This window comes from Lentibacillus sp. Marseille-P4043 (assembly GCF_900258515.1).
Lineage (GTDB): Bacteria > Bacillota > Bacilli > Bacillales > Amphibacillaceae > Lentibacillus_C.
In genome coordinates, this window is the sequence record NZ_LT984884.1 from 2,743,491 (window position 1) to 2,762,112 (window position 18,622).

General features: G+C 39.5%; 20 protein-coding genes. 15 read left to right on the top strand and 5 right to left on the bottom strand.

The features are described from left to right. Positions 1-9 precede the first annotated feature (9 nt). On the top strand, positions 10-393 hold the full coding sequence (locus C8270_RS20065; RefSeq protein ID WP_158701729.1) for a hypothetical protein: 384 nt from the start codon (positions 10-12) through the stop codon (positions 391-393). 52 nt (positions 394-445) lie between these two features. Here the strand turns inward: C8270_RS20065 and C8270_RS13545 are convergent, their stop codons facing one another. The 5 genes from C8270_RS13545 to C8270_RS13565 are packed head-to-tail and all read right to left on the bottom strand — an operon-like array spanning position 446 to position 5,751. Further along, complete coding sequence (locus C8270_RS13545) at positions 446-1,072, bottom strand: nucleotidyltransferase family protein (RefSeq protein WP_158701730.1); 627 nt, start codon at positions 1,070-1,072, stop codon at positions 446-448. Continuing rightward, entirely contained in the window at positions 1,029-2,099 is a 1,071-nt protein-coding gene (locus tag C8270_RS13550) for an XdhC family protein (protein ID WP_106497339.1), read from the bottom strand. The genes C8270_RS13545 and C8270_RS13550 overlap by 44 nt, the downstream gene beginning before the upstream one ends. Then, complete coding sequence (locus tag C8270_RS13555; RefSeq protein ID WP_106497340.1) at positions 2,092-2,574, bottom strand: (2Fe-2S)-binding protein; 483 nt, start codon at positions 2,572-2,574, stop codon at positions 2,092-2,094. The genes C8270_RS13550 and C8270_RS13555 overlap by 8 nt, the downstream gene beginning before the upstream one ends. Next, positions 2,571-3,410 (bottom strand): FAD binding domain-containing protein, encoded by an 840-nt coding sequence (locus C8270_RS13560; protein WP_106497341.1) that lies wholly within the window; start codon positions 3,408-3,410, stop codon positions 2,571-2,573. Before C8270_RS13560 ends, C8270_RS13555 begins: the two co-directional genes overlap by 4 nt. Continuing rightward, positions 3,397-5,751, bottom strand: coding sequence for a xanthine dehydrogenase family protein molybdopterin-binding subunit (locus C8270_RS13565; protein ID WP_106497342.1), 2,355 nt, complete (start codon positions 5,749-5,751; stop codon positions 3,397-3,399). The genes C8270_RS13560 and C8270_RS13565 overlap by 14 nt, the downstream gene beginning before the upstream one ends. 288 nt (positions 5,752-6,039) lie before the next feature. Between C8270_RS13565 and C8270_RS13570 the strand changes: the two genes are divergently transcribed. The 14 genes from C8270_RS13570 to C8270_RS13635 all read left to right on the top strand — a co-directional run bounded on the left by C8270_RS13570 (position 6,040) and on the right by C8270_RS13635 (position 18,611). Next, positions 6,040-6,237, top strand: a complete 198-nt coding sequence (locus C8270_RS13570) for a YqzK family protein (RefSeq protein ID WP_325034802.1) — start codon at positions 6,040-6,042, stop codon at positions 6,235-6,237. A 5-nt stretch (positions 6,238-6,242) separates the two neighbouring features. Beyond that, entirely contained in the window at positions 6,243-7,133 is an 891-nt protein-coding gene (gene xerD / locus C8270_RS13575; protein ID WP_106497344.1) for a site-specific tyrosine recombinase XerD, read from the top strand. A gap of 92 nt (positions 7,134-7,225) precedes the next feature. Further along, positions 7,226-8,407: a phosphopentomutase gene (gene deoB / locus C8270_RS13580; RefSeq protein WP_106497345.1), complete on the top strand. Its 1,182-nt coding sequence runs from the start codon at positions 7,226-7,228 to the stop codon at positions 8,405-8,407. 84 nt (positions 8,408-8,491) lie between these two features. Beyond that, complete coding sequence (locus C8270_RS13585; RefSeq protein WP_106497346.1) at positions 8,492-9,310, top strand: purine-nucleoside phosphorylase; 819 nt, start codon at positions 8,492-8,494, stop codon at positions 9,308-9,310. A gap of 27 nt (positions 9,311-9,337) precedes the next feature. Then, positions 9,338-10,642, top strand: coding sequence for a pyrimidine-nucleoside phosphorylase (locus tag C8270_RS13590; protein WP_106497347.1), 1,305 nt, complete (start codon positions 9,338-9,340; stop codon positions 10,640-10,642). Positions 10,643-11,124: 482 nt separating this feature from the next. Continuing rightward, positions 11,125-12,309 (top strand): D-alanyl-D-alanine carboxypeptidase family protein, encoded by a 1,185-nt coding sequence (locus C8270_RS13595; protein ID WP_106497348.1) that lies wholly within the window; start codon positions 11,125-11,127, stop codon positions 12,307-12,309. 167 nt (positions 12,310-12,476) lie between these two features. After that, complete coding sequence (gene spoIIAA, locus C8270_RS13600; protein WP_106497349.1) at positions 12,477-12,830, top strand: anti-sigma F factor antagonist; 354 nt, start codon at positions 12,477-12,479, stop codon at positions 12,828-12,830. Then, a complete protein-coding gene (spoIIAB, locus tag C8270_RS13605) occupies positions 12,827-13,267 on the top strand; it encodes an anti-sigma F factor (protein ID WP_106497350.1) in 441 nt (146 codons plus the stop codon). Before spoIIAA ends, spoIIAB begins: the two co-directional genes overlap by 4 nt. 9 nt (positions 13,268-13,276) lie before the next feature. Further along, positions 13,277-14,029, top strand: a complete 753-nt coding sequence (gene sigF, locus C8270_RS13610) for an RNA polymerase sporulation sigma factor SigF (protein ID WP_106497351.1) — start codon at positions 13,277-13,279, stop codon at positions 14,027-14,029. Between the two features lie 121 nt (positions 14,030-14,150). Further along, entirely contained in the window at positions 14,151-14,756 is a 606-nt protein-coding gene (locus C8270_RS13615; protein ID WP_106497352.1) for a stage V sporulation protein AA, read from the top strand. Beyond that, positions 14,746-15,174, top strand: coding sequence for a stage V sporulation protein AB (locus C8270_RS13620; RefSeq protein WP_106497353.1), 429 nt, complete (start codon positions 14,746-14,748; stop codon positions 15,172-15,174). Before C8270_RS13615 ends, C8270_RS13620 begins: the two co-directional genes overlap by 11 nt. A 31-nt stretch (positions 15,175-15,205) precedes the next feature. Further along, entirely contained in the window at positions 15,206-16,690 is a 1,485-nt protein-coding gene (locus tag C8270_RS13625; RefSeq protein ID WP_106497354.1) for a spore germination protein, read from the top strand. A 77-nt stretch (positions 16,691-16,767) separates the two neighbouring features. Continuing rightward, entirely contained in the window at positions 16,768-18,075 is a 1,308-nt protein-coding gene (lysA, locus tag C8270_RS13630) for a diaminopimelate decarboxylase (RefSeq protein WP_106497355.1), read from the top strand. Positions 18,076-18,173: 98 nt separating this feature from the next. After that, positions 18,174-18,611: a peptidylprolyl isomerase gene (locus C8270_RS13635; RefSeq protein WP_106497356.1), complete on the top strand. Its 438-nt coding sequence runs from the start codon at positions 18,174-18,176 to the stop codon at positions 18,609-18,611. The last annotated feature ends 11 nt before the right edge of the window (positions 18,612-18,622 follow it).

Genomic DNA, 18,622 nt, shown 5'->3' on the forward strand with positions numbered 1-18,622 from the left:
TGATAATTCTTGCAAAAACAAACCGTTGAGGAAAAATATCAGCAGCAACAAATTATGCAGCAAGGTCTGGATAAGCTCAATCAGCAAATCCAACAGCAGCAGCAAAAACCACCAAACCAACAGCAACTACAAAAAATTTTCAAACAAACCCAACAAGCTTTAAATCAAGCACATCAATCGGTACGACAAGCTCAATCAGCTAACCCAACCCAGGTTCAGCTGCAGATTGCGGATCAACGATTACAATATGCAACACAGCAATTGCAGCAGTTAAAAACATCCGCACCAGAACTTACACAAGGCCTTCCAAAAGGTACTGAACAGCAGTTAAAACAGCTTGATCATCAAATTCAACAAGCCAGCCAAACACTAAACCTCATTAATCAACAATAAATTAAACGAAAGTCTTCCTAACCTTAATGGAAAAGGAAGGAAGACTTTATTACTACAAATGTTTTTTACACAACGTATCATAATCATCCGGTGTATCTACATCAAAAAATGACCACGGATTAGAAAACTCAATGTAGCTCCCTGCATTTGCTTTATTTTTAATCAAGTAGCGGGCACCCATATCACCCTGCAAATGAAAAAGCTCGTCAAACATATTATTGGAAAATAATATAGGTGGACAGGTTACGCCTAAACGACTCGCTGCTACAAATGAACAATTGTTGGTTATTCCATGCTGATAACGAGAAATAATGGTATTGATCATCCACGTTGAAACCAATGGTTGATCAGCCAATAGGATAACAACAGCATCAGCCTGTAGTTTTTTGGCAAATCGTAATCCATGTTTCAGTGAATAGGATTGTCCATTAACAGATTCTTTACAAACAGCCTGAAACCACTTTTTTTGATATAAGGGAAACAGTTCAGCAGGAATCCACCCAAGTGTATCCGCTTCTGTCGTAACAACGACCACTTTATCAAGCTGTGATTGTAAGGCAGTGCGTAAAGCTAGACTACCAAGTGGAACATTTCCAACCCGCTGAAATAACTTATTTTTTCCAAATCGTTTACTTTTACCCGCTGCTAGATAAATACCTACGATTCCTTGCCTTTTCAAAAGTACGCTCCTTTTCATTAGGGCTTTCCCGCAAAACATGTATAAGTTCTGCGATAATACTAATCGCAATTTCATTTGGACCTTCAGCACTAATTGCGAGGCCAACAGGGGAACGAAGATGATCAGGAATATTCGCTCCATTCAATAGACGAGTAGTTCGATTCCGTGGACCCAAAATGCCTAAATAACGTAATTGCTTATATTCTAGTAAACGATGAAGAAGTTGTTTATCTTTTTGAAAATCATGGGTCATGATGATCACGGAATCGGTCGGGGTGAAATCTATCTTTTTTATGATTTCCGGAATGGAAACAGGATCTGCTAACTGAGCATCTGGAAAACGAACTTGATCAAGGTTAGCAGGTCGCCAGTCCCAGATGGTTATTGAGAAGCCTGTTTGGGCAGCCATTGAAGAAAACGGTACAACATCAGGACCGGCACCAAAGATAAATAGCCTAGGTTTTGGTTTATAGGTGTGAATATATACATTTGCCTCAACATCCTCTACGTACTGAATACCGGATCTTTTCCCATCCAATGCACCCTGTATGAAGTGATCCGAAACAGTATCCTGCTTGCCAAAAATGTGGTGATCCTCAGTTACAAAAACTGACCGAACAACCTTACCTAATCGTTTGAAAATGGTAACGGAAGTACCTTGACTAAGATTATTATGTAGGGTGCCAAGTTGTTTTTTTAATTCAGGTGTTATTTTTTCCAATAGTATATGGATTTTTCCATTACATCCGGCACCACGCCCCCAGGAAAGGTCGTCTTCTGCACTCATGTCATACACGATTGTTCGGGAATGAATCGTATCGTTATAAAAAAGATTCTTAGCTTGGATTGCTAGATCCGTTTCTAGGCAGCCAGCGCTAATGATTCCAACTTGCTGTCCATTTGCTAAAAATAACATGGATGTTCCTTCTTTACGATAGGCAGATCCTTCGACTCGAATAATTGTCGCCAACACGCTTGATTGATCTGTACGTACAATTTCATCCAGAATTTGCTGAATACTATCCATTTTGTTTCCTCGCATTCAATGTATTTTTTACAGCTTCTTTTATTTCCTGATATCCTGTACATCTGCAGAGATTGGATTCCAACCATTCATTAATAGTTTCATCATCTGCGTCCGGGCAATTTTGGACTAGTGCATAGCTGTTTAAAACATATCCGGGTGTGCAATATCCACATTGAATGGCCCAATTTTTGATGAAGGCATTTTGTATAGATGAATCTGTGAGGCCCTCGATCGTTGTGATTTGGTGGCCCACGGCTTCAACAGTAAGAATATGGCAGGAGTTAATTGGCGTCCCATCAATTAAAATGGTGCAAGTCCCACAATCACCGTTTTCACATCCTGGTTTAGCTCCCATTAGCCCCAACTGATCTCTCAAGGTATATAAAAGTGTCTCAGCATTCCTTACAAATAATTCTTTTGTATGGCCATTGATTGTTAGTGTAACAAGTTGACTTGTATGGAGGCTTTCGATCATTCGGATACTCCTTCCATTTTTATTAACATTTCCATAAATGCTTGGTTAAGAACAAACTTCCGATATTCTTCCGACGCCTCCATATCATGTAGGACCGAACCTGGCAAATGATTAAAGGCGTTTTTAATTCGTTTCTCATACGAATTGGATGTGTCGTTTAATTCCGATTCTATTTTTTCGATTCGAAATGGATAATTACAAACACCACTTAAAGCAACACGAAACTGTCCATTTACCTGCAAGGATGCCAAAGATACAATTGGATAATTCACGGTAGATTGTTTTGTCTTTTTACTATGAGTATAAGGGTATTGAGAAAATTTACTGTTTGTCACAATTTGCACGATAAATTCCCCGTCTTTAAGCTGGATACCATTTTGATATACGTTATTGATTGACGTCCTTCTTAATCCTTCTTTTTCAGCGATAATAACCTCACTATCTGCAAGCAAAAAAGGGAGAATAGTTTCCCGATAAATCAAGTGACTGGAAATATTGCCGCCGATTGTTATTTTATTACGGGCAGTCCGGTGAGCAATGGATCGTGTTACTTCTGTAAGCAACGGGAAAATATTAGCATCGGCAATACTTGTTAGCGAAACCGCAGACCCAATTATGATTTCATTCTGTTCTGTTTTCAGGTCATTGCATTCTGGAATACCTTTTAAATCAATAAGAGCATCCGCCTGAACTTCATCCATTCTTGCTCGACTGATAAATTCGGTACCGCCCCCGTAGTAATAGGGTACTTTTCCGCTTTCCTGCAAATCGTGAAAAAGTTTTACTGCTTCTTCTACCATCGTAGGCTTGTAATATGCAAAATCAAATGCGATCATTGGAACTCTCCTTATTAACCTTTTTCCAAATCAGCTCAGGGGTGAGAGGGAGTTGATTAAGATTGGTATGACAAGCAGCAGATAGACTATTAACAAGTGCACCGGCCATTCCAATCACCCCATACTCGCCAATTCCCCGTGCCCCATATGGACCATCAACGAGCGGCGTTTCAACGAAGTCAACTAAATATTCCGGAGCCTCACGAAAGCGAAGCGTATCGTAAGAACGTAACTTTGGATTTAAAACACGTCCAGCATCATCGAATGTAAACGATTCTCTGCTCGCCCAGCTTAAGCCTAAATACATACCACCGCGCATTTGTCCAATTGCTGCATTTGGATTAATTACTTTTCCAGCATCAAGTACAGTTGCCGCTTTTAAAATTTTGTACGTGAAGTTCGTCGGATCGTATTCTATTTCAACTGCCTGTGCACCGACAGTCCATTGTGGTCCTGGTTTACCAAAGCCTGTTTCTGGATCCAATGGTGTTAAATGACGAACAACATGAGATCCTTCGCCGATAATAAGTCCCCCAACAGAATTGCCATTCGGGTACTTATAGCTGATAGCAACGTCCTTAATTTTAATTCCGTACTCGGGACTATCTTTTAGAAAAATTTGTCCATTCGCTACATCAAGGTCACTAGGGGCGCATTTTAATGCAACAGATCCGATATTTTTCAGTTGTTTTTTAACATCCTCACCGGCTGCGATAACCGCTCGTCCAGCTAGATATGTTGTACTACTCGCGACAGTTTTCCACTGATGTGGATCATACTGGGTATTTACTTCCATCGTTACATGAATATTTTTCATATCCATTTTAAGTTTCTCAGCCAAAAGTTGCGCAAGTACTGTTTTCGTCCCTTGACCAACTTCCACTGCAGCACAATTTAAATTAACACTTCCGTCGCGATTAAATGTTAAAATAACACCTGCAGTAGCATTAGGTGGAGTACTAGATGTTTTCCAAAATGAACTGATTCCCTTTGTCCGGATCTTTCCATCTGCTGTTTCTATTTTTTGTCCTTCATTCCAATTAATTAATTTCTTAAGCTTCCTTAAGCATGCAGCAGTATCACCAATATTGCTTGCATTTAAATGGGTTTGCGTTGGTGTTGTATCTCCTGGTTTAATAGCGTTTGTCAGTCTAAGTTCTAGTGGGTCCATCTTTAATTTCTCAGCAAGCAAGTCCATCGCTCTTTCCATAACAAATGTAAGCTCATTGTGACCGAACCCGCGAAACGAGGTTGCATATGGATGATTTGTATAAACACAATGGGAGTCACATGTAACATTGTCGATTCGATATGGTCCTGTACAATCAACTGCACCTGCTTTACTCATGCCCGCCCCCATATCAGAATAGGCACCACTGTCAAATAAAAACTCGTATTCCGCTGCTTGTAACTTCCCATCGCTGGATGCCCCAAGCCTAACCCTGGCTTCAAGTCCAATATGTACAGGTGAGGTGATTAAATCTTCCTCCCGACTGTTTTCAATTTTGACCATTTTGCCTCCAACCGCACGTGAAGCTAGATATGCAAGGAATTCCAATTGTACGGTCCCTTTCCCACCAAATGCTCCGCCAACCATCGGTGTATGTACGGAAATTTTTCCTGCATCAAGGTTGAAAAATTGACTGAATAATTTCTTGATATAAAAAGGGCCTTGGGTTGCTGAATAAATCATCACCCGTTCATCTGGAAGAATTTCTACCCGGGCAACTCTAGTTTCTAGTGCTGCATGGTCAGCAGGGGAGAAGGATAGATCTGTTTCAATCGTAACATCGCTTTTTTCCCAAGCTGTAGCTATATTTCCTTTTCGGATTTTGGTTCGGTTGGCAATATTGGTGTTAGGTATCGCATGAACACCTTCCACTTGTACCTGGTAATCACCTAAATTTTCATGAATTAATGGTGCATCATGTTTCACAGCTTGACCAGGTGAATTGATGACCGGTAAGGGTTCATACTCTACTTGAATGAGATTTATAGCTTGTTTAGCATGGTGTTCCGTATCAGCAACTACCATGGCAACTGGTTCACCGTAATACCTTACCTTATTTACAGCAAGAATTGGACGGTCAGCAAGAAGTGGACCAACAAGAAACGATATATCATTGCCAGTTAAAATCGCATGAACTCCTATGACCTCCCAGGCTTTTGATGTATCAATGGAAGTAATCATTGCGTGGGCATGCGAACTCGTATGTAATTTAGCGTGCAGCACACCCGGAATCGAAATGTCGTTCGTGTATTTCACCCTGCCAAAAGCTTTATCCGCAACATCAACACGTTGTACATCTTTACCTATAACTGAAAAATTTTCCTTATACATTGTAAAAAACACCTCATTTATGGGTACTACAGTAAGTATTCGACATATGAAAATAATCTATACAAAATATTCAACAGAAACGAAGGTAAATCGAGGTGATGGAGACAAACGTTTTAGCGTGAACCAGGATTTCCTTTATAATTTACAAATGAATGAAAATAGGGTATTTTGAAGATAACGTAATTTTCTAGTCTATTTTAAGCTTGTATGTATATTGTTCCGCTTTTTTGGCATATCTTTTATTAATAGTATTAGATATTTAAAAGGGGATATGCTGTTGTGAAGCGGATGGTATGGGATACACTAAAGATTTTTGTCATTTTTGTAGCATGTACATGTTTGTTTTATTTTGGATTGCGGATTATGCACACCGAATATGAACAAATTCATCGCTACGATTCACCTGAAGGACCATCAGTAAAGGTTTTTAACCAAGAACCGGATTTTATTGATCGATTGAACATATTTTTTCAATTGGGAGAGTAGTAGCTATGTTAGCGTCTACATTAGAAGATTTTTTTCATTATTTACAAATCGAGCGCGGGTTGTCTAATAACACATTAAAATCATACAAACGTGACTTAAACCAGTATCAGCAATACATGGAAAAGGTTATCCAGAAAACATCGTGGGAATCTGTTGTACGAAGTGATATTATAGGCTTTTTGTATATGTTAAAAGATGATGGGAAATCAGCAGCAACGTTAGCTCGTGCAATATCATCGATTCGTTTATTTCACCGGTTTTTAATTAGTGAGCAAATCGTAACACATGATGCCAGTTTACATATAGAGACACCGAAACAGGAAAGAAAACTGCCGGATATCCTGTCACCAAAAGATGTGGAAGCGTTGCTCACGATTGAAGGGAATTCCCCTTTAAAAATCCGAAATAAGGCAATGTTGGAATTATTGTATGCGACTGGATTACGCGTGACCGAATTAATCACCTTGAAGGTAAGTGATCTACATTTAACGATGGGATTTGTCCGTTGTCTTGGAAAAGGGTCAAAAGAGAGAATTGTCCCACTTGGTAACATTGCTGAGCGTGCAGTGGAAAATTATTTGCAGTATGCCCGCGGCGGCTTGGTGAAGCGTAGTGGGGCGGATACATTATTTGTTAATCAGCATGGTAGACCTTTAACAAGGCAAGGCTTCTGGAAAATTCTCAAAGGCGCTGCTAAGGATGCCGGGATTAAAAAAGCCATTACACCACATACATTGCGACATTCATTTGCAACACATTTGCTGGAAAATGGTGCTGATTTACGCTCTGTCCAGGAAATGCTTGGCCATGCCGATATTTCAACAACACAAATTTATACCCATGTTACAAAAGCTAGATTGAAAGATGTGTATAAAACGTATCATCCACGAGCATAGTTTTTAACTTTAGTTGTCTGACATCCTACAACGTAGTAAAATAGACATATTAAAGGTATATTTAGGGAATATAATAACGGGAGGTAATCAACATGAATCAATTTAAACGTGTATTTTTAATCGTAATGGACTCAGTTGGGATCGGTGAGGCACCAGATGCTGAGAAGTTTAATGATGTAGGTGCAGACACATATGGACATATCGCAGAACGGATGAACGGTTTGAAGATGCCAAACATGGGAAAATTAGGCTTGAGTAATATTCGAGAAATTAAAGGAATCGAGCCAGCAGCAGAACCAACGGCTTATTACACTAAAATGCAAGAAGCATCAAACGGGAAAGATACCATGACTGGTCACTGGGAAATCATGGGATTAAACATTCAAAAACCATTTCGTACATTTCCAGACGGATTCCCACCCGAATTAATCAATGAATTAGAGGAAAAAACCGGCCGTAAAGTGATTGGAAATAAACCAGCATCTGGGACAGTAATTCTTGATGAGCTCGGTGAGGAGCATATGAAAACAGGTGCATTAATTGTCTATACGTCAGCAGATTCCGTGTTGCAAATCGCCGCACATGAGGACATTGTGCCACTTGATGAATTGTATCGGATTTGTGAAATTGCCCGTGAATTAACATTGGACGAACGCTATATGGTCGGTCGCGTTATCGCACGGCCGTTTGTCGGTAACCCAGGTGCATTTGAACGCACATCTAACCGCCATGATTATGCATTAAAACCATTTGGACGTACCGTTATGAATGAGTTAAAAGATGCTAATTACGATGTTATCGCATTAGGGAAAATTTCTGATATTTATGATGGAGAAGGTGTCACGGAGGCAATTCGTACGAAAGACAATGATGACGGCATGACAAAACTAGTTGAGACAATGGAAAAAGACTTTAATGGAATTAGCTTTTTAAACTTAGTTGATTTTGATGCGAAATATGGCCACAGACGTGACCCGGAAGGCTACGGGGAAGCATTGCAAGCATATGATGCCAGACTCCCAGAAGTATTAAATAAACTTACGGATGAAGATTTGCTGATGATCACAGCTGACCATGGGAATGACCCAATCCATCATGGAACAGACCATACACGCGAATATGTGCCATTACTTGTTTATCATACAAACAAGAGTAACAAAGAAAAACAACTGCCACTTCGAGAAACATTTGCAGATATCGGCGCAACCATTGCGGATAACTTTGATGTAAAAATGCCTGAACACGGAAAAAGTTTTTTAGATAATATTCGCTAGAAAAAAGATCATGGAACCAGTCCTAGCTGGTTCCTGGCTTATACATACGATTACGAACATTTTACAAGAGAGGATGGAACGATTATGAATCATCAAGAAGTAAAAGAAGCGAGTTCAGTTATTCAGGAAAAACTCCAAGCTACACCAGCAATAGGGTTGATTTTAGGGTCTGGGTTGGGTGTATTAGCAGACAAAATTGAAAACCCTACCGTCATTCCATATCATGAGGTACCACATTTTCCAGAATCAACTGTATCCGGTCACAAAGGACAACTAGTTGCAGGAGTGTTAGAAGGAAAACAAGTTATTGCCATGCAAGGCCGCTTTCATTTTTATGAAGGATATTCAATGAAGCAAGTTACCTTTCCTGTACGAGTTATGAAGGAACTTGGAATCACATCACTAATTGTGACTAACGCTGCTGGCGGCATAAATGAAACCTTTAATCCTGGTGATTTAATGCTCATCAGTGATCATATTAATAATATGGGAACCAATCCATTAATCGGGCCAAATAATGATGCGTTTGGTGTGCGTTTCCCTGATATGTCACAAGTGTATGACAAGGAATATTTAGCACATGCAAAATCATGTGCAAACGAATTAGGAATCACGGTACAAGAAGGCGTGTACGTGGGAAATACAGGTCCGACATACGAAACACCTGCAGAAATTAAAATGCTCAGGACAATGGGCGGAGATGCTGTCGGTATGTCAACAGTTCCCGAAGTAATTGTTGCAGGACATGCAGGTTTGCGCGTATTAGGGATCTCCTGCATTTCCAACATGGCAGCAGGAATCCTTGATCAACCATTAACCCATGATGAAGTAATCGAAACAACAGATAAGGTCAGAGAAAACTTCTTGCAATTCGTGAAAAAAATTATTCAAACACTACCATAAAAATTAGATGTAAAGGTGATAGATAACATGAGAATGTACGATTTAATTGAAAAGAAACGAGACGGGCACGAACTCACAAATGAGGAAATTCAATTTTTTATAAATGGTTATACAAATGGAGATATACCGGACTATCAAGTTAGTGCATTATTAATGGCAGTCTATTTTCAAGATATGACCGAAGAAGAACGTGCTGTGTTAACGACCGCAATGGTTGATTCTGGTGATAAGATTGACTTGTCTGCTATATCCGGAATAAAAGTAGATAAGCACTCCACAGGCGGTGTAGGGGACACTACAACATTAATTCTTGCCCCACTTGTGGCATCGCTTGGTGTACCAGTTGCAAAAATGAGCGGAAGAGGACTAGGCCATACTGGTGGGACGATTGATAAGTTAGAGGCTGTCCCAGGTTTTCACGTTGAAATAACGAGTGATGAATTTATCGATTTGGTAAATAAAAATAAAGTCGCTGTCGTCGGCCAATCTGGAAACTTAACCCCTGCAGACAAAAAACTATACAGCTTACGCGACGTAACAGCAACGGTTAATTCAATCCCATTAATTGCAAGCTCGATTATGAGTAAAAAAATCGCCTCTGGTGCGGACGCTATTGTACTTGACGTAAAAACAGGTGCCGGTGCATTTATGAAAAGCCTTGATGATGCCAAAAGTCTTGCACAAGCAATGGTATCAATTGGAAATCGGGTTGGCAGAAACACAATGGCGGTTATTTCCGACATGAGTCAACCACTTGGCTATGCAATTGGGAATGCGCTTGAAGTAAAAGAAGCAATTGACACACTTCAAGGAAAAGGCCCAGAAGATTTAACAGAACTTTGTCTGACATTAGGTAGTCAAATGGTTGTACTAGCTAAAAAAGCTTCCAGTCTTGATGAGGCTAGAGAACAACTAAAGGCAAACATGGAGAACGGCAAAGCATTTGAACAGTTTAAAACGTTCTTACAATCGCAAGGCGGTGATGCAAGTGTGGCTGATCACCCTGAATTAATGCCAAAAGCTGACTACATGGTTGAATTGCCAGCAAAAGAAGCAGGAACGATCAAGAACATTATCGCTGATGACCTAGGAACAGCCGCCATGATGCTTGGAGCCGGTCGAGCAACAAAAGAATCGGTGATCGACCTTGCTGTGGGAATCGTTCTTCATAAGAAAGTCGGTGACCAGGTTGAAGCTGGCGAATCATTGTTAACTATTCATGCAAATCAAGCTAATATTGAAGAAGTAAAAGAGAAACTATATCAATCGATTGAAGTCTCAACTGACAACGTTTCAGCACCTTCTTTAATCTATGATATCGTAACAGAATAATTCTATTCATACTTGGGGCACACAGAAACAATGTGTGCCCTTTTTGTGTTAGATATGGAAGTTAAAATTTGGCTTTGTCCCACTAATGACAAGGTAGGCCATGTCTAGCTCCGACGTACAGGACGTACTAGTGTCGATGAAGCCACAGGACGTGGCGTTTTCATCGACCAGCGCCCAGCGACTAGTGAACAACACCCGCCTCCTTACGATAAGTCAACATCGATTCAGGTATTGAAGGAGGGCCGACTAAAACCGGACTTTGCGTCCAACGTCGGCATACCCCTATGAAGTGGCATGTTTCCTTTATCTCATACGGTAGGAATGTTCAATTAAGTTCGCCGCTATGCGCTCACGTCTTGAACCACCCGTGTTGCACGGGCGCAGTTCATACGTCGCTTAACGGGCGCTTCCGCTTTTCTCATGTTATAAAAATTTAATATCATGGCAATCCTAGGGTTATATTGATTCTTGGAGGTAAGGTTATGAAAAAAATTGTTTTACTAGTTAGTATCGTTTTTTCTCTATTATCGGTCTCAGCCATTACTGTGTTTGGTGAGGAGAAGGATACGGATAAAACCGATCAGTCGGTAAACCTTGCACCTGATGCGAAATCGGCAATTTTAATGGAACGCGATACAGGTAAACTATTATTTGATAAGAATGCAGACGAAAAACTTCCGCCCGCAAGTATGACGAAAATCATGACCCTCTTGTTAATTATGGAACAACTCGATAAAGGAAATTTGCAATTGGATGAGAAAGTTAGAGTAAGTGAACGAGCAGCATCCATGGGGGGATCGCAAATATTTCTGGAAGCCGGGGAAGAAATGACGGTCGATGATCTGTTAAAAGGGATTGCTATTGCATCCGGAAATGATGCAAGTGTGGCCCTGGCTGAAAAAATAGCCGGTAGTGAGGAAGCATTTGTGCAGAAAATGAATGAGAAGGTAGCAGAATTAAATTTAAAAAACACCCATTTCAATAATACAACAGGACTACCCGCAGACGATCATTATAGTACAGCCCATGATATGGCAGTTATGGCGAAGGAACTATTAAAATACGAAGCAATAACGAATTATACATCAATCTATGAGGACTATTTACGAAAAGGAACCGAGGATGAATTTTGGTTAGTGAATACGAATAAACTCGTGAAATTTTATCCTGGTGTGGATGGTCTGAAAACCGGTTATACGAATGAAGCAAAGTATTGTTTAACGGCAACTGCAGAAAAACAGGATATGCGTGTAATTGCTGTTGTAATGGGAGCAAAGACAACAAAAGAGCGCAATGAGACTGTAAGCCAAATGCTAGATTATGCCTTTAGTCAATTTGGTACAACAAAACTATTTGAAAAGGGGCAAACGATCACAACGCTTGATTTATTAAAAGCTGAGAATAAAAAATTAAACGTTGTTGCATCCGAATCAATCAGCACACTTCATAAAAAAGATGAAGAACCAAAAAATATTACAACATCTGTCAAATTGAAGAATAGCTTAGATCTACCACTTAGCAAAGGGGATCAAGTAGGGACATTAACTGTTAAAGATGGAGATAAGGTTTTATCGAAAACGCCACTCACTATCAATAAAAATGTTCAACCAGCGTCATTTTTAACCTTATTCAAACGTTCCATCAATGAAATGGTAAAATACCGCTAAGGCTTTGAAGAAATGAATCGTTAGCAGGAGTGGACAATTAATCTTCCACTTCCTGCATTTTTGCTCTAGTTTCGTCGAATTATTTCTTCTTTTGTCAACGTGCAGGAATTGACCCACTTTATCTTGAAATAGACTGTACAACGTATTTGTGAGGAGGAAAAGCAAAAATGGGTCTTAGTACGATGTTTGATGTGAAAGAAGATGTCTTAATTGTCCGATTGTCGGGTGAATTAGATCACCACGAAGCGGAAAGTCTGCGCAATGAATGGAAGGAAATGATGTATAAAAACGCAGTAAAACATGTTGTACTCAACCTCGAATCCGTATCATTTATGGATAGTTCAGGACTTGGGGTGATATTAGGTCGCTATAAAGAAGTTTTGCAATTGGGTGGTGAAATGGTTGTTTGCTCCGTTTCACCAGCAGTTAACCGTTTATTCGAAATGTCTGGTCTATTTAAAATTGTTCGTTTAGAGGAGAACGAGCAATTTGCTTTAGTAACGTTGGGGGTGGCTTCATGAATAATGAAATGGTTGTGGAATTTGCCAGTGTTAGTGAAAATGAATCGTTTGCACGTGTAACGGTAGCAGCATTTGTTTCACAGATTGATCCAACAATGGACGAACTGACCGAAATTAAAACCGTTGTATCAGAAGCGGTGACAAATGCAATTATTCATGGATACAACAATGAGTCGAATCAAAAAGTTTCTATATCGTGTGTGTTACGCGATGATGAACTGGAATTAACGATTAAAGATAATGGGATTGGAATTGGAGATGTGGAAGAGGCAAGACAGCCGTTATTCACATCAAAACCGGAATTAGAAAGATCGGGAATGGGATTTACGATCATTGAAAATTTCATGGATACAGTAAACGTCATCTCCGTGGCTGGAGAGGGAACAACGGTACAAATGACAAAACAATTAACGAAAAATAAGACGGTTTGTAACTAGGGGATGCCTATGGATGTAAATGTAAAGCATTTGAATCGTAAAGATCCTTTAACCGATGAGCAAGTAAAGGAGTATATTTATAAAAGTCAACAAGGCGATAAAGATGCTAGAGATTTACTCGTAGAAAAAAATATACGACTTGTCTGGTCTGTGGTGCAGCGTTTTATCAATCGTGGCTATGACCCAGACGATTTGTTTCAGATTGGTAGTATCGGTTTAATTAAATCCATTGACAAATTTGATCTTTCGTATGACGTTCGTTTTTCGACGTATGCCGTTCCCATGATTATTGGAGAGATTCAACGATTCATTCGTGATGATGGAAGCATTAAAGTAAGCCGTTCCTTAAAAGAAGTAGGGAATAAAATCCGTAAGAAAAAAGATGAATTAACCAAAAAACTTGGAAGGTCACCAACCATTCATGAAATAGCAGAAGCCTTGGATATACCTGCAGAAGATGTTGTCCATGCGGAAGAGGCTGCAAAATCGCCACATTCCATTCATGAAACCGTATTTGAAAATGATGGCGATCCAATTACATTATTAGACCAAATAGCTGACCAGGACACGAAATGGTTTGACAAAATATCACTGCAAGAAGCGATTCGGGGGTTGAATGAGCGTGAACGGTTAATTGTTTACTTGCGGTACTACAAAGATAAAACCCAATCGGAAGTAGCAGACAGGCTAGGAATATCGCAAGTGCAAGTATCACGATTAGAGAAAAAAATATTACACGACATGAAAGCGCAAATGGGTTAGTTACATAACGCAAACACCCAAAAACAAATCATCACATTTATGTGGTGATTTGTTTTTTTGTTATAAAATATCACGTTTAACAAATACTATCCTTACGTCACAGATAATTGAGGTGATACATATGGTCGATATTGTTTATTTGCGGATGAAAAAGAATGTGGAAACAACAGATTTGCAGGCCGTCCATTTAAAAGATATTGCCTATTTGTCAACGTCTTCCGAGCATAAAACCGAAATGGAAGAAACCGTCCTCTATAGGATTACGAAAAAAGACCGTAATATCGTTGTTATCGATAGCTTTTTAATCATTGACCATTTACGAAACAAGTATCCGAATTTGGAATTTCAGCTGTTAGGTCCAAATCAGACGATCATCCGGATTGTCAAACGAAAAAAGGCACCAAATCCTTTAGTTGTTGCGTTTGTATGGCTATTACTATTTATCGGAACAGCGATGACAATCATGAATTTTCATTATGATGTCAGTATGCAAGAGGTTCAGCAAAGACTTCATTTTTTGCTAACCGGTGAGCATAATGACTATCCGCTATGGATTCAAATACCATATTCAATCGGACTCGGACTCGGCATGTTATTATTTTTCAATCACTGGTTTAAAAAACGGTTTAATGAGGAGCCAAGCCCACTTGAAGTGGAGATCTTTAATTACCAGCAAGATCTTGATCAATATGTCAGTTACAACGAAAATAAACTAAATGATAAGTAATAGCTTGATTTGTCTTGCGGAAATAATTATAGGATTTGCTGGAGGTCTTGCTGTTGGGGGTGGCTTTGTTGCCTTTTTAACCGTTTTAGGCATTATTCCCAGATTAATTCAATTAAGTAAAACTGATCATTTAATACGTGTTTATGGTGCATGCGTGATCATTGGTATGTTAGTTGGAACCTATCTTTCATTTACAGATATAACGTGGAATCAACCGCTGATTATATTAATTCTTTGGGGTGGATTTCATGGCATTTTCAACGGGATGTTGGCCGCAGCATTGACAGAGGTATTAAATGTTTTCCCGCTTCTTTCTAAACGAATAGGCATGGAACAGCAATTATTAGCATTTCTGATGGCAATCGTTTTTGGAAAAGTAGCTGGGTCGTTGTTTCAATGGCTCGTTTTTGTAAAGTAATGTCAATTAGGAATGGAGTGATTCAGCAACTATGACAGATACAAAGGATAAAAGTCCAATTTCTCCAGACATCGATGATATTGAAGCTTTTATGAAAGAAAAAATTGGAATTGGCATCTCGTTCGATGTTGGATTTCGAGAAATGGTCGTATTAAAAAATAAGATCCAATTGTACTACCTGAATGGCTTAGTTGATTCTTCTATAATTGTGCAAATTATGAAAGTCCTTGTTCAGATTAATGATAATGAAGGAAATCGAAAAAAAGTTCAAGAAATCATAGAGAATCGATTAGTCCATCAACAGGTTGAGCGAATTAAATCATTGGATGAAGCGGTTGATCAAATTTTATCTGGTTTAATCGTTATTTTTGTTGATGGAGAAGACGAGGCATTTGTCATTGATGTTCGTCATTATCCTGGTCGAACCCCGGAAGAACCGGATACAGAGCACGTCGTTCGGGGTTCCAGGGACGGATACACAGAAAATGTAATTGAAAATACCGCCTTAACGAGAAGAAGAATTCGTGATGAACGATTGCGTCACGAAATGCTGAAGGTAGGAGAACGTTCAAAAATGGACGTTTGTGTCTGCTATTTACATGATGTAGCAGATGAGGGATTAGTCAAATTAATCAAAAAGAAAATCCGAGAAGTGGAAATAGATGGCATGTCAATGGCGGATAAAACGTTAGAAGAATTTATGATCAACAGTAAATGGAATCCATATCCGATGGTCCGATACACTGAACGACCAGACGTTGCTGCCCATCATATACTAGAAGGGCATGTCGTGATTATCGTTGATACATCACCAAGTGTCATCATCTTGCCGACCACCTTTTTTCATCATGTTCAACACGCTGAAGAATATCGGCAACGACCTGCTGTTGGGTCATTTATTCGCTGGGCAAGGTTTCTGGCAATTTTAGCATCCATCTTTCTTTTGCCAATGTGGCTGCTCTTTGCCATGGATCCGACATTGTTGCCTAAGTCACTATCGTTTATTGGTCCAAACGAAGAAGGAAATATCCCGATAACGGTACAAATTATACTAGGGATTTTAGGTGTGGAATTCCTGCGAATGGCGGCCATTCATACACCAACCCCATTGTCAACAGCCATGGGATTAATTGCGGCGGTGTTGATTGGCCAAATCGCGATCGATGTCGGCATGCTTAGTCCGGAAGTTATTTTATATGTTTCCATTAGTGCGATTGGTTCTTATGTGACGCCTAGTTATGAATTAAGTGTGGCCAACAAATTGGGCCGGTTATTCCTAGTCATTGTCACAGCTATATTTGGTGTAATTGGTTTTGCAGTCGGATTTACCGCTTATCTTCTCTTTTTGGTAAGTTTAAAATCATTGCGGACGCCTTATTTTTGGCCGTTTATTCCGTTCAACTTAAGGGCGATTACACATATTCTCTTTCGTATCCCTGTACCATTCAACAACAAACGGCCAAGTATCGTACATCCGCGAAACACCTATAGCCAACCATTAAAAAAAGATTCATAAAAAAGCCATCCCTTTTCATTTCTGCTTCATTATGATAAAGTACTTTTATGATTCAACGTGAAGAGGATGGGGACAAAATGATCAAAGATAATCATCCATTTTTAACGAACAATGGACATTTAATGGTAGGTGGTATCGATACAATTGATTTAGCTGCGAAATACGGCACACCTTTATATGTTTATGACGTCGGCATGATTCGGAGGAACTGTCAGGCGTTTGTCCATACTTTTGAACAATTGAATGTAAAAGCTCAAGTTGCATATGCAAGCAAGGCATTCTCTTCCATTGCGATGCTGCAAGTAATGAAACAAGAAAATTTAAGCCTTGATGTTGTTTCGGAGGGGGAATTGTATACCGCATTACAAGCGGATTTCCCTGTTGAGCGAATCCATTTACACGGAAATAACAAGAGCATCCAGGAAATGGAGATGGGCATTGAGCACAATATTGGTTGCATTGTGGTTGATAATTTTCATGATATCGACCTTCTAGAAGCATTACTTGACGAACATCAAAAACAAATGGATGTGCTGATGCGGGTAACACCTGGAATTGAGTCAAACACACATCAATATATTATGACAGGCAATGAAGACTCTAAATTCGGCTTTAATTTGCATAATGGACAGGCTGATGAAGCATTTGTGCGACTGTACAACCATAAACGCATAAATTTCAAGGGGTTGCATTGCCATATTGGCTCACAAATATTTGAGACAGACCGTTTTTTAATGGCCACTGAACGATTGTTTGAAGAAATTGCCAAATGGAAAGAACAATCCGGCTATGTACCGGAAGTATTGAATCTTGGTGGTGGTTTTGGTATTCGTTATACAGCAGCGGATAACCCGATCGACTTAAACATATACGTGGAAGCCCTTGTCAAAGCGGTTAAGCAACATGCTGAAGCACTATCCATACCTTTACCAGAAATTTGGATTGAGCCAGGGCGGGCAATTGCTGGAAACGCTGGAATAACCTTGTATACAGTTGGTTCCATGAAACAGATCCCGGGAATTCGTAACTACATTTCAATTGATGGCGGAATGACCGACAATCTACGTCCGGCGCTGTATCAAGCTAAATATGACGGGGTTATCGCGAATAAGGTCGATCATGACCCTGTTCAAATGGCATCGATTGCTGGTAAATGTTGTGAATCCGGCGATATGCTCATTTGGGATTTACCTGTTCCAGAAGTAAAAGATGGTGATATTCTAGCCGTTTTCTCAACAGGAGCCTATGGATATTCAATGGCCAGCCACTATAACCGGCTTCCAAACCCTGCTGTTGTTTTTGTTGAAAATGGGCAGGACAAGCTAGTCGTTGCAAGGGAAACCTATCAAGATGTTGTGAGAAATGATTTATCATATGAAAAATGAGCGTATCATTGAATACGCTTATTTTCTTTTAATAAAACGAATTAAATGGTAAGATTAACTTGATCTAAAAAGGAATTTTACATAAAGGGGATAGAATAATGGCTAAAAAAGGATATATTGTAATGGAAAATGGGAATAAAATCGAATTTGACCTTTTTCCAGAGGAAGCACCAAATACTGTAGCTAATTTTGAAAAACTTGCGAACGACAATTTTTATGATGGGTTAACATTCCACCGGGTAATAGATGGCTTTGTCAGTCAAGGTGGTTGTCCAAATGGAAATGGAACAGGCAATGCCGGTTATACAATCAAATGTGAAACGGAAGGAAACCCACATAAACATGTAGAAGGATCATTATCAATGGCACATGCTGGAAAAGATACTGGCAGCTGTCAATTTTTCATTGTTCATGAAGCTCAACCACATCTAGATGGTGTTCATACAGTTTTTGGACAAGTTACATCAGGTGTGGAATACGCAAAGGCAATGAAGAATGGCGATGTCATGAAAGAAATGAAGGTTTTTGAAGCGTAAGGATTCAGCCT

Bases quoted from the DNA above. Each gene is read 5' to 3' on its own strand.
- C8270_RS13550 (WP_106497339.1), bottom strand. From the start codon at position 2,099: ATGGATAGTATTCAGCAAATTCTGGATGAAATTGTACGTACAGATCAA.
- C8270_RS13555 (WP_106497340.1), bottom strand. From the start codon at position 2,574: ATGATCGAAAGCCTCCATACAAGTCAACTTGTTACACTAACAATCAAT.
- C8270_RS13560 (WP_106497341.1), bottom strand. From the start codon at position 3,410: ATGATCGCATTTGATTTTGCATATTACAAGCCTACGATGGTAGAAGAA.
- C8270_RS13565 (WP_106497342.1), bottom strand. From the start codon at position 5,751: ATGTATAAGGAAAATTTTTCAGTTATAGGTAAAGATGTACAACGTGTT.
- C8270_RS13570 (WP_325034802.1), top strand. From the start codon at position 6,040: ATGGTATGGGATACACTAAAGATTTTTGTCATTTTTGTAGCATGTACA.
- xerD (WP_106497344.1), top strand. From the start codon at position 6,243: ATGTTAGCGTCTACATTAGAAGATTTTTTTCATTATTTACAAATCGAG.
- deoB (WP_106497345.1), top strand. From the start codon at position 7,226: ATGAATCAATTTAAACGTGTATTTTTAATCGTAATGGACTCAGTTGGG.
- C8270_RS13585 (WP_106497346.1), top strand. From the start codon at position 8,492: ATGAATCATCAAGAAGTAAAAGAAGCGAGTTCAGTTATTCAGGAAAAA.
- C8270_RS13590 (WP_106497347.1), top strand. From the start codon at position 9,338: ATGAGAATGTACGATTTAATTGAAAAGAAACGAGACGGGCACGAACTC.
- C8270_RS13595 (WP_106497348.1), top strand. From the start codon at position 11,125: ATGAAAAAAATTGTTTTACTAGTTAGTATCGTTTTTTCTCTATTATCG.
- spoIIAA (WP_106497349.1), top strand. From the start codon at position 12,477: ATGGGTCTTAGTACGATGTTTGATGTGAAAGAAGATGTCTTAATTGTC.
- spoIIAB (WP_106497350.1), top strand. From the start codon at position 12,827: ATGAATAATGAAATGGTTGTGGAATTTGCCAGTGTTAGTGAAAATGAA.
- sigF (WP_106497351.1), top strand. From the start codon at position 13,277: ATGGATGTAAATGTAAAGCATTTGAATCGTAAAGATCCTTTAACCGAT.
- C8270_RS13615 (WP_106497352.1), top strand. From the start codon at position 14,151: ATGGTCGATATTGTTTATTTGCGGATGAAAAAGAATGTGGAAACAACA.
- C8270_RS13620 (WP_106497353.1), top strand. From the start codon at position 14,746: ATGATAAGTAATAGCTTGATTTGTCTTGCGGAAATAATTATAGGATTT.
- C8270_RS13625 (WP_106497354.1), top strand. From the start codon at position 15,206: ATGACAGATACAAAGGATAAAAGTCCAATTTCTCCAGACATCGATGAT.
- lysA (WP_106497355.1), top strand. From the start codon at position 16,768: ATGATCAAAGATAATCATCCATTTTTAACGAACAATGGACATTTAATG.
- C8270_RS13635 (WP_106497356.1), top strand. From the start codon at position 18,174: ATGGCTAAAAAAGGATATATTGTAATGGAAAATGGGAATAAAATCGAA.